Genomic DNA, 14664 nt, shown 5'->3' with positions numbered 1-14664 from the left:
TCCAAGGAGTTTGGGAGAAAAAAACGAATAAGATGATCATAAGCCGTATCTTTTTCTCACCGTTATCCGTTTTAGCTGTGAGAGGACGAAAGGAGAGTGGAAGGTGGATTTCGATAGAGGGATGACCAAATGGAAACATACGTTGGATGAAGAGGTCTATGGTAAACTTCTACACTACTGTTTGTTCATCACAAAAAACAAGTGGGATGGAAATGATCTTGCACAGGAGTCTGTATTGAGAGCGCTCGAACATTATGACACATATGAAGTCCGTCCGTCTCTGCTTAAGAAAATCGCTTACCATGTCTGGGTGGATTGTAAGCGGAAGGAGAAACGAGAGTCTTTGATGGAAAAAACGCCCATTATTTCTTCAGTCAGAATGAATGACGTAGATGACACAGTCGTCCAGCTTTTGTTAGAAAGGTTGACGGTGAAGCAGGTTCTTTCATTTGTGTTGAAGGAAGCGTTCCAATATAAAATCTCAGAGATTGCCGAGCTTCTGAAAATGGAGGATACGGGGGTCAAGGGGTTGTTGAGACGGGCGCGCAGCAACTTATTCAAAGGGGACGAAAAGGAAAGACTCCTGGTGTTAAAGACCCGCAACAGGGACGATCTCCTCTACCAAACGATGGTGAAGACACTGACTATTCAGGATCCTTCTGTCTTAATTGAGAAAATTCCGATTCTCCTTCAACCAGCTTCCAGCACCCAACACCACGATAACTCTTTAAACGTCTTCTCCGTAGCAGCTTAAAGGAGGCATAACTGATGAACACTGTTCCTTATGTTATTGAAAAAACAAGCGGAGGAGAGCGGTCCTACGACATTTATTCTCGTCTGCTGAAGGATCGGATAGTGATGGTAAGTGAAGAAATTACAGGTCATATGGCCAACAGTATCGTCGCTCAGCTTTTATACCTTGCCGCGGATGATCCTGAAAAAGATATTTCTTTATATATCAACAGCCCGGGAGGATCAACGACTGCAGGGTTCTCCATATTGGATACGATGCATTACATCCGTCCTGATGTGAGGACGATCTGTACAGGGATGGCCGCGTCTTTTGGAGCCATGCTATTACTCGGAGGGACGAAAGGGAAACGATATGCTCTTCCGAATAGTGAAATCATGATCCACCAGCCACTTGGCGGGGCCCGGGGTCAGGCAGCAGACATTGAAATTTCAGCAACACGGATCATCAAACTGAGAAAGCACATCAATCAAATCATTGCGGAACGGACAGGGCAGCCGGTAGACAAGGTTGCGGAAGATACGGATCGGGATTATTTCATGAGTGCAGAAGAAGCGAAAACGTATGGAATCATCGATGAGATTGTTTATACCAAATAAAAAAACCGCCTACGGGCGGTTTTTTTATGAAGCCGTTACAGCTTCTTGCGGTTGGACCTGTTCAAGTGCATCAAGCACATACGATTTCTCTTCATTTGTTAATGGCAGGAGAGGGAGGCGGACACTACCAACCTCTACGCCTTTGGCATTCAAAGCCGCTTTGACAGGAGAAGGACTTGGGGCTGAGAAAATGGCATGCATGACCGGGACAAGCTTCTGGTGAAGACGGGCGGCATAGGCGAAATCACCACTCCGGTAACTTCGAATCATCTGCTGCATCTCATTTCCGATTACGTGGGATGAGACAGAAATGATTCCTGTACCACCAATGGACACGAATGGTAGGGTATTGGAATCCTCACCACTGTAAACAGAAAATTCATCCGGGGTCTCACGAATAATTTCTGTCGCTGCATCCAAATCTCCGCTTGCTTCCTTAATGGATACGATGTTCTCTACTTCAGCTAAGCGGATGACTGTCGCTGGCTCCATATTGATGACACTTCGGCCAGGAATGTTGTAGAGCATGACCGGAAGCTTCGTGGACTTGGCGATTGTAGAGAAGTGCTGATACAGTCCTTCTTGTGTTGGTTTATTGTAATAAGGAGTAACGAGCATGACAGCGTCGACGCCGGCTTCTTGTGCTTTTTCAGTCAAGCTGATGGAAGCTCTTGTATTGTTGGAGCCGGTACCGGCAATAACAGGGACCCTGCCATCGACAACTTCAACGACGAACTTATAGAGACTTATTTTTTCTTCCGTCGTCAAAGTAGGGGATTCTCCTGTTGTTCCTGCAATAACCAGGGCGTCCGAACCGTTTTCGATCAAGTGGTTGACGAGTGTACGGGTGGCGTCAAAATCAATGTTCTCTTCGCTGTCAAAAGGGGTCACCATAGCTGTTAATACTTGGCCGAAATTCATAACCTCACACCTTTGTTAGAATTTTGAATACGTTCGAGGTTGTGAGGGCTAGGCAGTCAAAATAAAAACGGCAGCAACGAGGGCTCGCTGCTGCCGTAGAAACTTTTAACCGTTCCTGCGTAAGATAGCCCTCCATATAGTTTCCTATATGACAGTCCTGTACTTATTCAGCAGCAGAACCAGCATCAGGGAGATGAGCTCCCTTTCGCTTCGGCAATTTCCCCTTTCCACCTGCATCTCAGGAGCTCTTTCTCCTCCGCTAAGTGTACTAATGTCATTGCACCTCTATCCTTACTTCAAAATCAATTGAAATAAGAAAATATTTAGTTAGTTGCATGTTATCAAAAAAGTCTCAATCATACAAGTGGAAAGACAAGGAGACAAACGGTTCGACAAAATTTTCAGAAGTATATTTAGGAAGCTGGAAGTCTTGGTTGTGAGGCTTTCGTTTAAGCGGGGACGGATCATGGGGTTCTGCTTCCATGGGATTCAGACCTGTGAGTTATGTTATAACATCCGGTCTATAAGCATTAGGTGTTTTCACCCCTCATATTATGGCTGCTGGTGTGGTTTTGGTCACACTTTATTCAATGTTCTTTTATTTTGATCTCCTTTCACGGTCCAACTATTAATTCTTGTTGGATTATTATTTCAAACGGAGTTTTTCGCTATAGGGCAGGATTGTTGAAGACTTGATTTCGAGACTTCTGTGTTGGGGGTAGGGGCTGCGGGGAATGACTCGCTTTCCGCGGGAGCGCGGTGAGCCTCCTCGGACTACGTCCTGCGGGGTCTCCCCAAGCACTCTCTTCCTCGTAGATATCCGGTTTCTGCGCCTAGCGGCTAGTGAGACTTCCCTCGCTTCTGTACGATAAGTCAACATCGAATCCCTTCGTTCTTCGTGTTTCCTTTATCTCCTCCAGCTCAGTCCAGTCCATACGCCGCTGAACGAGGCGCCTGCACACTTAAGATAGGAGTCGCGCCATTCCCCTCCGCCCCTTTGCCATGGCAGATTCTCTAAATCACTACTGGAACAATCAGCTTGAATGACTGAGGAAAGTAGATCATATAACCTCTCCACAGCAGGCATTCAAAATTTATAAGCTTGATACAGAGCACTTTATGCCTGCCTTAATATGGGGAAGAGGGAAAAATTCCTCTAGGTATAGGGGTCGTTTCTCCTTACTATCAAAGGGGTGGTTGGGAAGCTGCGAGACTCCCGCGGGAATGGATGGGCTGGCGAGACCCCACAGGACGAAGTCCGAGGAGGCTTGCCGCCATCCCCGCAGGAAAGCGAGTGGCTTCCCAGCCGCCCGTAACGCTCAACCAGGCAATGAACCTCCGGAACATCTCGAAGCTGAGTCTTCAAGAAAAGGGAGCTTTCGTTGAATAAGCTAAAAATAAAAATGAAGAACCTCTATAAAATTGGAAGTTCCTTTTTTGCAGTAACATCAACACTAAACTTTATCAGAGCCTTTATTTTAGATTTGAAGAGTTGAAAGAAATTGAATAAGTCATCCACTAATAAATCTAGTTCGGCAGAGATTTATTAGTGGATGACTTCTCGGAAAAGGGGGTCAGCGGGATTTTTTATACCACCCTTTTTCTTTGAATCTAGAGATCGCTTCAATACGGTTGCTGACCTCTAATTTTTCTAAAATCACCGAAACATAGTTACGGACGGTCCCGGGGGTGATGAACAGCTCTTGGGAGATATCTTTCGTATTTTTTCCATCTGCCATCAATTGGATAACTTCACGCTCGCGTTCTGTTAATGGGTTTTGCTGGGTGAAGGCAAGATCGATCAGTTCTGGGTCAAAGATGCGTTGGCCGTCCATGATTTTACGGATGGCTGTAGCGAGTTCTTCGCTGGGGCTATCTTTCAGTAAATAGCCGCTTACCCCTGCACGGCGGGCGCGCTCGAAATACCCCGGGCGTGCGAATGTCGTAAGGATAATCACTTTGCATGGTTCTTCATATAACTCCTCTGCAGCATCCAGTCCATCCTTAACGGGCATTTCAATATCCATAATGCACACATCCGGTTTTAATTTTTTCACAAGGTCGGTGGCTTCTTCACCATTGGATGCCTGGCCGACAACTTCCATGCCCTCTTCTAAGTCGAGCAGCGCGCCGAGTGCCCCGAGAAGCATCCGCTGATCTTCAGCAATAACAATCCGGATCATGCGTTTCCCTCCTTTTCTTTATTTTTTATAACGTTCGGGACATGAAATTCAAGTCTCGTTCCATTGTCTGATTGGATCTCAAGTCTACCATTCACGAATTCCAAACGCTCACGCATCCCTTGTAATCCATTTCCCCTAAAAGGTTCTAAAGAGTCAGGAAGGCCTTTTCCATCATCCTGGACTTTAATCACAATTTCTGTAGGGAATTGTTCAATGGATACCTCGCATGAGTCAGCTCCGCTATGCTTCACTATGTTTGTGGCCGCCTCTTTCAAACACATGCTGAGTACATTTTCTACGAGCAGGGGGGTATTCGTGACATGTGGGTCCCCTTGAAATTGGAAATGCATCTCTGCAGCTTCAATAATTTGCTGGACACGTACAATTTCATCTTCCAGCTTCGTCCCTTTCATATTCGATACCATCTCCCTGACTTCCTTCAATGCCGTCCGGGCGGTATTACGGATGTCTTCCACTTCTTTCGTGGCTTTTTCGGGGCTTACGGTCATTAACTTGCGGGCGAGATCGCTTTTTAAGCCGATCATGGACAGCTTTTGGCCGAGCGTATCGTGAAGGTCCCGAGCGATACGTTCACGTTCTTCGATGACCATAAGTTGAGAAATTCGTTCATTGGCGTCCTGCAATTCTCCTTCAAGTTTATGCTGCTGATTACGGTATCGGACTGTAAACGGAAGCAGGATGACCCCGATGACGGTGATAATGATGAAGGGGAGGTTTGGAAATAGAGAATCCACTTCATATATAAATGTTGTCGTACTCACAATCAATGTTGTCGTCAGGTGGACAATGTATAAAGCTAAAAAGCCTCCAAGATGTTTGATGTTCCCGATGAAAAAGGCGATAAACAGTGCAAAATAAATATAACCGAATAACGCGGTCATTATGATGCTGATGGCCATCTCCACACTCACCCACAAATAGACCAGTCGGCTGTTGGATATGAACGACAGCCGGTAGGCAAGGAAGAAAATCAAGGTCATAAGAATACCGAACAGCATTTCATAGATGGAGGAAGAACGAAAAATAAAGAAAAAGGGCAGTACGCAGAAAATGATCCAGACATATGTGCTCAGCCCCGTATTTTTTGGAATGATTTGATACCAGTTATTCATCTGCAGGCACCTCCTTTTTCTTAGCATAAAGGAAAAGCCCATTCGAGGGAATGGGCTTGCTCCTTCATTCATCCTGGAAGCTTGGCCGGCTTTGGTTCATCATGCCGGCTTGCTTTTTTTTCAAGAGTGGTTTCACGTGCTTGAAGGATACGAATGTTTTATTTTCTGTGTCATAGAGTCGGAATCGAATCGACTCAAGACTGGTTCCGAGTGTAATCGTCGTCGCGTGCTGAAGCGGCGGCGTCTGCTCATGAGCTTGTTCCAAAGCATAATTAGGTACTCTAGGACTCAAGTGGTGCACGTGGTGGAAACCGATGTTTCCTGACACCCATTGAAAGACTTTAGGAAGCTTGTAGTAGGAACTTCCATCAACTGCGGCTTTAACAAAGTCCCATTCGGATTCGTCTTCGAAATAAGAATCCTCGAATTGGTGCTGAACGTAAAACAACCATATACCGAGAACACCGGACACATATAATACCGGTATTTGAATGATGAGGAAAGCTTCCAAGCCGATCGCCCAGATAAGCAGGCTGTACAAGACAGCAACGGATAGGTTGGTCACATACGTATTAATGCGTTCTTTCTTCTTTGCACCTTTTCTATTAAAACGGTTGGAAACGAGAAACAAATACAATGGCCCAAGGCCGAACATGACAATCGGGTTGCGATAAAGGCGGTAAGCCAGACGTTCTTTCCAAGAGGCTTTGACGTATTCATCAACGGTCATCACCCATATATCTCCGGTTCCACGTTTATCCAAATTACCGCTTGTCGCATGGTGGATGGAGTGGCTGCGTTTCCACTTGTCGAACGGGAACAACGTAAGGATCCCTGTAATCGTTCCAATGATCCGGTTTGCTTTCTGACTTTTCATGAATGACTGGTGTGTGCAGTCATGGAAGATAATGAACAGACGGATAACAAATCCACCTGCAATCATCGCTACAGGAATAGCGACCCAAACAGATAAAGAGAGGCTCAGGTAGGCCAGTGCCCATAGTGCTATAAACGGAACAACCGTGTTAATCAACTGCCGGATGCCGGCTTTTGTATCGGGTTTCGCAAAGGCTGAAACACTCTTCTTCAGCTCTCGTTGTTTATCCTTGTTCATCATAACGACTCCTTCATAGTTCTTCATGTTACTTATGATAGGAAAAAGCCCTGCATTTTATAAGACATAAACGTCAGGACATTTATATGACACTTGTCATGGGTGATTGTTTATTCTTAGGAGGTTATCAGTGTGGAAGGCAGAAGGGATGGTTGATTCGACTCTTAAGTAAGCGTTTACAATATGATATAATAGAAGTATGAAAGGATACTCTATTAAGGAGGGCACCCCCCATGACCAAACGAATCCTCGTTGCATATGATGGGAGTGATTTGAGTAGGGAAGCGGTGTGGGAAGCTAGAAATCAGCCGTGCGAAACGCCCAATAGGGAAATTCATATCGTATCTGTCGTCACACCCACAGGTCCAGCAACAAATGCCGCACTCTCCCATAGTATTGGGGATGAAATAGCCGGTCAGTTGAATTCTGAAATGGAAGTGTTGAAAGGACAAATGGCTTCATCTGAAGTGGGTGTTGTCACGGAGGTTCTTGTTAGTGATGTAGAAGAAAATCCTGGTTTTAAGATCTGTAAATATGCAGAGGAGCACACCGTGGACTTGATTATCGTCGGGAACCGCGGACTTGGGAAGGTGAAGAAGTTGTTTCTCGGAAGTGTGAGCAATAACATCGTCCAACATTCCACCTGCCCTGTGTTAGTCATGAAATAAGCAAAAACGAAAGCCTGATGGAGTTCCTCAGGCTTTCGTTTTTTTATGGAATGAAATTCAAAATTTTTGCAGACCAGGTCATACATATATTCCCATTCCTCTGTTACCCTTCCACCCCTGGAAGTTTCAGGCGGCGTAATCCTCCGACATCAATGAGACTGAAGCCGATCTTGGATAAGATCGGAAGGACTATGAAGGCAGTAATTTCTGTAGCATGCTGGGTCCATCCGACACCCGAAGGGCCAATGAACCATGCGGTTGGGTAGCAGACCCAGAAAACCGTCAAATAGGCAGCGGATCGTTGATAATGTTTTTTCAGTTCCTCCCCACCTTTAATGGCAATCTTTCGCAACGGATACCAAACAATGTAAAGAATGATTGCCAGTGCGGTCAGACCGAGAACGTACCAGACGTATTTAAGTGTTTCTGAAGAGAAGTCAGCGATCAATCCGGTCAGGATCATGAATACATCCGACGCGATCAAGGCACCAATCAGAGCTTTGTCCTTTTTCTTTTCATAGTACATCGCTGTTAATGCAAGAGCGAGCAGAAGGAGGGGGGTGGTCACAACCCAGTCTAAATAGCGTGCAAAGTAAACGGGTTTGTCCGGTTGATCGAGAATCCCCTGGCCTAAAGCGATCGATAAGTAAGCAGCTCCTGACCATAAAGGGATAATGGTAGCAATAACATACTCATATTTCGGGACACCGCGGGGGTTACGGCTCAAGTACAAAAATGTTAGAGCCCCCGCTAACATGACAAACGTATAAATCCAGTGTAGAGAAACGATATAATCGCTCATTCGGTCACCTCTATCTTCTATTTGATCATCTATCAGTCTAGTCAAAAGAAAGAGAGGTTAGACATTAACAATATTTGGTGTACCAGGTCTTACAGATAATACCAAAATCAATGGCAAGGTTTGTTCCCGCTCTACGTCTTGTATAAACGGGGGAGGGACGCTTTTGTGTTTAAACTATAAAACTCTGTGCTTATCTTTGTGTTTGGTACACGTTGTCGAATGTAAGCGCTATTCGTTACAATTTTCTTAACAGTTCAAACATTAGAACTTCCATTCCACCTTGCGAACCCGGTTGGTGAAACAATAGAGAATGATGAAAGGGTGTGGTGATCTTGGAAGCCATCAGTAAGAATTTTTTCTTATACCTTTCCAACAATAAGTTGTTAGATCGCTTTGCGAAGCGCTTTGGCAGTAAATTTGGGGCTGACAAGATAGTAGGGGGAGAGACGTTCTCCCAGGCAATTCCATTAATACAGCAATTGAACCACGAGGGTCTGGTCGTAACCGTCGACCACTTAGGTGAGTTTGTAGACTGTGAAGAAGAGTCCAGAGACCGGGCGGGAGATGCATCCGTTGTATCCAGCAGATTGCAAGCAACCAACTGCAGTCTGAAGTGTCTCTGAAATTAACGTCACTTGGGCTGGACATCAGCCGTGACCTGGTTATGGAGAACATGGCACTCATCTTGAAAGAAGCGAGGAAATACGACATCACGGTGACGATTGATATGGAAGACTCCTCAAGATGCGGGGATACTCTTGAGATCTATCAGGAGTTGAAACAAGAATACCCGAATCTGGGCACAGTCGTTCAGTCTTATCTATACCGATCAGATGAAGACCTCGATAACCTTAATGAATGCATGCCATACCTGCGTCTCGTAAAAGGGGCGTACAAAGAATCAGGGAAAGTTGCTTTTCCAGAAAAAAATCTCGTCGATGATAATTTGAAGCATCTGATTAAGAAAAATTTATTGAATGGCAATTATACAGCTATCGCCAGTCATGATGATGCCATCGTCGAGTATACGAAGAAATTAGCAAAAGAACATAACATTCCAACCGACCGCTTTGAATTCCAAATGCTTTACGGGATGAGGAATCAAATGCAGAAAGACCTTCTGAAAGAAGGATACAAGGTCAGAGTCTATCTCCCTTATGGTGAGGACTGGTACGGGTACTTCATGCGAAGACTCGCCGAGAGACCAGCGAACATCGCCTTTGCATTAAAAGGTGTTTTTAGTAAATAAAACTTCTACACATTAGAAAGGGGAATTTTATCATGGTCCAGCCTTATAAACACGAACCATTCACAGACTTTACAATTGAAGAAAACAAGAAAGCTTTTGAGGAAGCATTAAAGCAAGTGAAAGAAGAATTAGGGCAGCATCATGATCTTCTCATTGATGGCGATCGCATTCGTACAGACAATACCATCACATCCACAAACCCTGCTGATACAAAGCAGGTTGTAGGGACTGTATCTAAAGCGAATGAAGAGCTTGCCGAAAAAGCCGTCCAGTCAGCAGCGACTGCTTTTGAAGACTGGAGAAAATGGGATCCGCGTGCTCGCGCTGAGTTATTGTTCCGTGCAGCTCACATCATCCGTCGTCGTAAGCATGAATTTTCCGCTTATCTTGTGTATGAAGTAGGAAAGCCGTGGAAAGAGGCGGATGCTGATACAGCAGAAGCAATCGATTTCCTTGAATATTACGGACGCCAAATGATTGAGCTGAAAGAAGGAAAGCCGGTAGAAAGCCGCCCTGGTGAGCAAAACCGTTATGTATATACATCCACAGGCGTTGCCGTTGTTATCCCGCCTTGGAATCTTGCGTTTGCCATTATGGCAGGTACAACGGTTGCTCCCCTTGTCACAGGAAGCACGGTCGTGATGAAGCCTGCAAGTAACAGCCCGGTCATTGCCGCCAAGTTCGTAGAAGTACTGGAAGAAGCAGGTCTGCCGAAAGGCGTCTTGAACTTCGTACCAGGAAGTGGCGGCGAAGTGGGTGACTATCTTGTTGATCATCCGAAAACAGCCTTGATCTCCTTTACAGGTTCCCGTGATATCGGAACGCGCATCATCAAACGAGCGGCGGAAATTCAAGAAGGTCAAACCCACTTGAAGCAGGTCATTGCTGAAATGGGTGGTAAAGACACCGTCGTCGTGGACAAAGAAGCGAATATCGAAACGGCTGTCGATGCGATCATCGTGTCTGCCTTCGGTTTCTCCGGCCAGAAATGTTCTTCTGGATCCCGCGCCGTTGTTCACGAAGATGTGTATGACGAAGTATTGGAAAAAGTAAAACAACGGGCGGAACAGCTGACGGTCGGCAACGCATCTGAAGAAAATGTCTACATGGGGCCTGTTGTCGATCAAGGAGCCTACGATAAAATTATGAGCTATATCGAAATCGGTAAAGAGGAAGGTCGTCTCGTCACCGGTGGTAAAGGGGACGATTCAAAAGGGTACTTCATAGAACCGACTGTATTCGCAGACCTTGCCCCTGATTCCCGCATGCAGCAGGAAGAGATCTTCGGACCGGTCGTCTGCTTCACCAAAGCGAAAAACTTTGACGAGGCAATCGACATTGCCAACAACACCGAATACGGGCTGACAGGTGCGGTCATCTCTGACAATCGTGACCACCTGGAAAAAGCAAAATATGATTTCCATGTCGGTAACTTGTATTTCAACCGTAACTGTACAGGTGCCATCGTTGGTTATCAGCCATTCGGCGGATTTAAGATGAGTGGTACTGACTCCAAAGCCGGCGGACCAGATTATCTGGCGCTGCACATGCAGGCGAAAACAATATCGGAAATGTTTTAATGAAGCCTAAGGCTCTCCCATACTTGGGGGAGCTTTTTTACATCGTGTTTCTGCCCGGAATTCCATAGGTCCAGCAGTTGTGGTCAGACGAAAAAAGGTTTGATGCACCTGCGAATAGTGCCGGGGTCTGTTTCAGGGGCTTTTCGATATATTTCTTTTTCTTTCCAGTTACAAACGATATAATGGAGGGTAACGATACATGACATTTAACCTACTCGGAAAGGTCAGGATTCCTATGGAAGTCAAAGAATTGATCCTTCAGGCAGAAGATATCCATAAAGCGACAGAGCTGATCAGTTCGAAATTAAAGAAGCCTGTCATAATAGAGAATAAGAATTTTGAGTTGATTGCATATAGTTCGACCTTTGATGATTTCGATCAGACTCAGCAGAAGACGATTCTTTCGAAGAAGTGTCCGATCTTTATTATTGATCGGTTAAAAAAAGAAGGCATCGTGACTCGACTGGAAAAACAATCCGATCCTATACGGGTTCATCCTATGGAGGATCTTGGTTTTCAACAACGCGTCGTCATTGCAGCCAAGCATCTTGGTCATACGATGGGATACGTCTGGGTGCAGGAAGCGGATCAACATCTGGAAATGGAAGAAATGGAGTTTTTACAGGAGATTACCGGGCATCTCGGCAAGCTGATTTACGATCAGTTCATGAAAGAAAATGCCAAAGAAGGACGGAAGGAAGAACTTCTCTGGCAGCTTCTTCATCATGAATATGCCAGTGAAAGTCAGTTCCGACACGACGCTTCCCTCGCTAAACTGAGAATTCCCGATCGTTTTTCCATCGTCGTTTTTTCAGTGACGGCTCCACAATACAAGTCGATGCTGGATGATTTGGAATCGACAGTCAACCGCTTCCGTACGAACCGTCATCTGTACTACTTGAAAACCGAATTCCAATTGATCCTGTTCATTGAAGGAAGGGAATCTGACCGCTTTTCCTCAAGAGACATCGCCCGTGACCTCATTGATGTCGTCAAAATAGAGACCGGTGAGGATGAATTTTATCATTTTCTCATCGGGGTCGGAAAGGAATACACGAGAATTTACTACATGAGAAAAAGCTTTCTCGAAGCTCTTGAAGTCATCGAGACGGCTAACTTTATAGGACCCAGGCCTGAAACAATGCCGCGGGAGTTCTCTAAGTTGGGCCTGTACAGATATTTAGCTGCCCTGTATGAGAAAAACAGTTCAGAGGATTACTATAGTGAAGACCTGCTGACCTTGATTAAGAATGATACGTTGAAGCAGACAGACCTTCTCTTTACTTTGGAAGCGTACCTGGCGAACAATGGCAAAGGAAAGCAGACAGCAAATGAGCTGTTTATTCACCCGAATACGTTGAATTATCGAATTAAACAAATTCAGGAGCTTACGAACATAGATTTCGCTGACTTTAATATGAAAGCTTACCTGTATACAGAATTGCTGTTATTGAATAATGTAGACAGCTACTATGAACGCTATAAATCGGCGTTGAGTAAATAGGGGAAGGCGCTTTAAAAGGCCTTCTCTTTTTCATGATGGCTGTAGGATAAGTTTTAGGAACAGTAAGATAAAGAGGTAAGGGGTGAATGTTGGATGGTCGATGAGAGAAAATTGATTCAGCAGCACTTAGCGAATGAACGAACATACTTAGCATGATACGCACGAGTATCGCTTTAGTCGGCATCGGTTTTCTAGCGACTACCGTCCATATATCAGCTCTTCCGACGGCAGGAGTTTTGGCGGGAAGTCTGGCTGTGCTTGTCAGTATTTCATCCTTATTCCTTGGCGTCATGACGATTATCGGAGCGACCGTGAATTATTATCATACGCGGAAGAATATCAATGAAAACCGCTTTGCTTCCTCCCACCGGATCATTGTTTATATGACATCTGTCGCCTTTTTGCTGTTTGTTTTAGTGACCATGTATTTATTTTTTGTATAACTTTAAGGGAAAGGCTATGTTCATCAACTTCCGCAAAGAACGCTCGTTCATGAACAAAGAGGTGGCAGGAGTTGGTGGTCTTCCTTGAATGATTGATGATTTGCAAAATGCGCGTTACTATTTCCAACGCCTTCCGTTAATAGAGAGCGGAAACAATGCCGGACCCAAACCCCACCCGATAATAAAAGCCTCGCTGGTAGGACAGCGAGGCTTTACTTGTGTGAATTTTTTTAAGCGTTACTGAATTCGCCTTCGCCCGGGCGTGATCTTTTAATGAAAAAAGCCATAATGAAACCAGTAATGGCGAAAATACCAGCCACAATAAAGGAGACGTTTACTCCATGAATCAGCCCCGTCACTCCTTCAGAAGGTATGGTCTGGCTCGTCATCACAGAAACGAGCAGGGCTGTACCGACGGCTCCGGAAACCTGGCGCATCGTATTGTTCATGGCCGTTCCGTGAGGCATGAGATGCTGGGGCAGCTGATTGAGCCCTGCCGTTGTCACAGGCATCATGACCATCGCAATTCCGAACATCCTTACACAGTTGACGAGCGCCAAGTACAGAAATGTCGTAGACGGATCCAGAACCGTAAACAAAAAGGTGGAGACTGAGAGTAGTCCGAGCCCAATAATGGCAAGCCAGCGTGCTCCGAACTTATCGAAAAGCCGGCCCGTGATCGGATTCATGACGCCCATCAACAAAGCCCCCGGCAGCAGCATGAGTCCTGATTCAAATGCCGTGAACCCAAGCATATCCTGCATGAGGATCGGTAAAATGACCGCTCCTCCGATCATGGATATGAAGACGATCATGCCAAGAGCAGTGGTCAGTGTAAATACTTTGTATTTAAATATACGGAACTCCAAAATCGGCTTTTCCAATTTCATTTGGCGGTAGATGAATAGTGTTAACGTAACTGCTCCGACACCGAGGGACAGGAGTACTTCCTGACTTAAGAAACTGGCACTTCCAGCCACACTGAATCCATATAGAAGTCCTCCGAAACCGAAGGTGGAAAGGATGATGGAGATCGGATCCACTTTCGGAAACGTCTGTTTCGTCACATTTTTCAATATGAAGTAGGCTACGATTAAGTCAGCAACCGCGATCGGCAATACGACGAAGAACAGGCTTCTCCATGGAAACTGCTCCACCAGCCATCCGGATAGAGTCGGTCCGATAGCTGGGGCAAAGGCAATGACAAGTCCGAACATGCCCATTGCAGATCCCCTTTTCTCAACAGGAAATACGAGAAACATGATCGTCTGCATAAGAGGGAGGATAATTCCTGCACCAGAGGCCTGTAACACTCTTCCAGCCAACAGGACAGAAAAGTTTGGAGCGATTCCACAGACAAGAGTACCGAAAGCGAACAGCCCGACTGCAGTCATGAACAAACCACGTGTAGAAAAGCGTTCAATAAGAAAAGCAGTGATCGGGATCATAATGCCATTCACTAACATAAAGATCGACTGCAGCCACTGGGCGGTATTCGCATCCAAATTCAGATCAGCCATAATGTGGGGCAGAGCTGTAGCGAGCAGCGTCTGATTCAAAATGGCGACAAAAGCCCCGGAAATCAGCACAATCATCAAAGGGACACGGTTAATTTCTTGGGATGACATAGTATTACCTTCTTTCGTTATTACTTAGGAAACTAATAAAATATCATACCACATAAAACGGTGTATGGTCAGTATACTGCTTATATTTT

General features: G+C 45.4%; 12 protein-coding genes, 1 pseudogene and 1 riboswitch. Of the genes and pseudogenes, 7 read left to right on the top strand and 6 right to left on the bottom strand.

Annotation, left to right across the window (positions count from 1 at the left end):
* The first annotated feature begins 103 nt into the window (after positions 1 to 103).
* Both ACXADE_RS19175 and clpP read left to right on the top strand, forming a co-directional pair.
* Positions 104 to 754, top strand: coding sequence for a sigma factor-like helix-turn-helix DNA-binding protein (locus ACXADE_RS19175; protein ID WP_474982020.1), 651 nt, complete (start codon positions 104 to 106; stop codon positions 752 to 754).
* A 14-nt stretch (positions 755 to 768) separates the two neighbouring features.
* Positions 769 to 1350, top strand: coding sequence for an ATP-dependent Clp endopeptidase proteolytic subunit ClpP (clpP, locus tag ACXADE_RS19170; RefSeq protein ID WP_474982019.1), 582 nt, complete (start codon positions 769 to 771; stop codon positions 1348 to 1350).
* A 24-nt stretch (positions 1351 to 1374) separates the two neighbouring features.
* Here clpP and dapA read toward each other — a convergent pair whose 3' ends face one another.
* The 4 genes from dapA to desA form a co-directional block, all read right to left on the bottom strand.
* On the bottom strand, positions 1375 to 2271 hold the full coding sequence (dapA, locus tag ACXADE_RS19165; RefSeq protein WP_474982018.1) for a 4-hydroxy-tetrahydrodipicolinate synthase: 897 nt from the start codon (positions 2269 to 2271) through the stop codon (positions 1375 to 1377).
* A 117-nt stretch (positions 2272 to 2388) separates the two neighbouring features.
* Positions 2389 to 2567: riboswitch (Lysine riboswitch) on the bottom strand.
* Positions 2568 to 3845: 1278 nt separating this feature from the next.
* The gene (locus ACXADE_RS19160) at positions 3846 to 4454 is read right to left on the bottom strand and encodes a response regulator (RefSeq protein ID WP_474982017.1); all 609 of its coding nucleotides are present in this window, start codon (positions 4452 to 4454) and stop codon (positions 3846 to 3848) included.
* Positions 4451 to 5587, bottom strand: a complete 1137-nt coding sequence (locus tag ACXADE_RS19155; protein WP_474982016.1) for a sensor histidine kinase — start codon at positions 5585 to 5587, stop codon at positions 4451 to 4453. Before ACXADE_RS19155 ends, ACXADE_RS19160 begins: the two co-directional genes overlap by 4 nt.
* A 64-nt stretch (positions 5588 to 5651) precedes the next feature.
* On the bottom strand, positions 5652 to 6701 hold the full coding sequence (gene desA / locus ACXADE_RS19150) for a Delta(5) desaturase DesA (RefSeq protein WP_474982015.1): 1050 nt from the start codon (positions 6699 to 6701) through the stop codon (positions 5652 to 5654).
* Between the two features lie 233 nt (positions 6702 to 6934).
* On the opposite strand from desA, the gene ACXADE_RS19145 reads away from it, so the two are divergent.
* Positions 6935 to 7369: a universal stress protein gene (locus ACXADE_RS19145; protein WP_474982014.1), complete on the top strand. Its 435-nt coding sequence runs from the start codon at positions 6935 to 6937 to the stop codon at positions 7367 to 7369.
* Between the two features lie 103 nt (positions 7370 to 7472).
* Here the strand turns inward: ACXADE_RS19145 and ACXADE_RS19140 are convergent, their stop codons facing one another.
* Positions 7473 to 8171 carry a bacteriorhodopsin gene (locus ACXADE_RS19140; protein ID WP_474982013.1) on the bottom strand — a complete coding sequence of 233 codons (699 nt, stop codon included), beginning with the start codon at positions 8169 to 8171 and terminating at the stop codon, positions 7473 to 7475.
* A 332-nt stretch (positions 8172 to 8503) separates the two neighbouring features.
* Here ACXADE_RS19140 and ACXADE_RS19135 point away from each other — a divergent pair.
* The 4 genes and pseudogenes from ACXADE_RS19135 (at position 8504) to ACXADE_RS19120 (ending at position 12947) form a co-directional block, all read left to right on the top strand.
* Positions 8504 to 9420 (top strand): annotated as a pseudogene (locus ACXADE_RS19135) (proline dehydrogenase family protein).
* A 32-nt stretch (positions 9421 to 9452) separates the two neighbouring features.
* On the top strand, positions 9453 to 11000 hold the full coding sequence (gene pruA / locus ACXADE_RS19130) for an L-glutamate gamma-semialdehyde dehydrogenase (RefSeq protein WP_474982012.1): 1548 nt from the start codon (positions 9453 to 9455) through the stop codon (positions 10998 to 11000).
* A 199-nt stretch (positions 11001 to 11199) separates the two neighbouring features.
* Positions 11200 to 12504, top strand: coding sequence for a PucR family transcriptional regulator (locus ACXADE_RS19125; RefSeq protein ID WP_474982011.1), 1305 nt, complete (start codon positions 11200 to 11202; stop codon positions 12502 to 12504).
* 152 nt (positions 12505 to 12656) lie between these two features.
* Positions 12657 to 12947 carry a DUF202 domain-containing protein gene (locus ACXADE_RS19120; RefSeq protein ID WP_474982010.1) on the top strand — a complete coding sequence of 97 codons (291 nt, stop codon included), beginning with the start codon at positions 12657 to 12659 and terminating at the stop codon, positions 12945 to 12947.
* Positions 12948 to 13177: 230 nt separating this feature from the next.
* Here ACXADE_RS19120 and ACXADE_RS19115 read toward each other — a convergent pair whose 3' ends face one another.
* Positions 13178 to 14575 (bottom strand): DHA2 family efflux MFS transporter permease subunit, encoded by a 1398-nt coding sequence (locus ACXADE_RS19115; protein ID WP_474982009.1) that lies wholly within the window; start codon positions 14573 to 14575, stop codon positions 13178 to 13180.
* Positions 14576 to 14664: the final 89 nt, after the last annotated feature.

It is taken from the genome of Halobacillus sp. ABR2_026 (assembly GCF_056158545.1).
The sequence above is the reverse complement of the archived record's forward strand: the minus strand, read 5'-3'. Positions and strand labels throughout refer to the sequence as shown.

Coding starts and splice junctions, on each gene's coding strand:
- clpP (WP_474982019.1), top strand. CDS start 769: ATGAACACTGTTCCTTATGTTATTGAAAAAACAAGCGGAGGAGAGCGG.
- desA (WP_474982015.1), bottom strand. CDS start 6,701: ATGAACAAGGATAAACAACGAGAGCTGAAGAAGAGTGTTTCAGCCTTT.
- pruA (WP_474982012.1), top strand. CDS start 9,453: ATGGTCCAGCCTTATAAACACGAACCATTCACAGACTTTACAATTGAA.
- ACXADE_RS19155 (WP_474982016.1), bottom strand. CDS start 5,587: ATGAATAACTGGTATCAAATCATTCCAAAAAATACGGGGCTGAGCACA.
- ACXADE_RS19125 (WP_474982011.1), top strand. CDS start 11,200: ATGACATTTAACCTACTCGGAAAGGTCAGGATTCCTATGGAAGTCAAA.
- ACXADE_RS19120 (WP_474982010.1), top strand. CDS start 12,657: ATGATACGCACGAGTATCGCTTTAGTCGGCATCGGTTTTCTAGCGACT.
- ACXADE_RS19145 (WP_474982014.1), top strand. CDS start 6,935: ATGACCAAACGAATCCTCGTTGCATATGATGGGAGTGATTTGAGTAGG.
- dapA (WP_474982018.1), bottom strand. CDS start 2,271: ATGAATTTCGGCCAAGTATTAACAGCTATGGTGACCCCTTTTGACAGC.
- ACXADE_RS19115 (WP_474982009.1), bottom strand. CDS start 14,575: ATGTCATCCCAAGAAATTAACCGTGTCCCTTTGATGATTGTGCTGATT.
- ACXADE_RS19140 (WP_474982013.1), bottom strand. CDS start 8,171: ATGAGCGATTATATCGTTTCTCTACACTGGATTTATACGTTTGTCATG.
- ACXADE_RS19160 (WP_474982017.1), bottom strand. CDS start 4,454: ATGATCCGGATTGTTATTGCTGAAGATCAGCGGATGCTTCTCGGGGCA.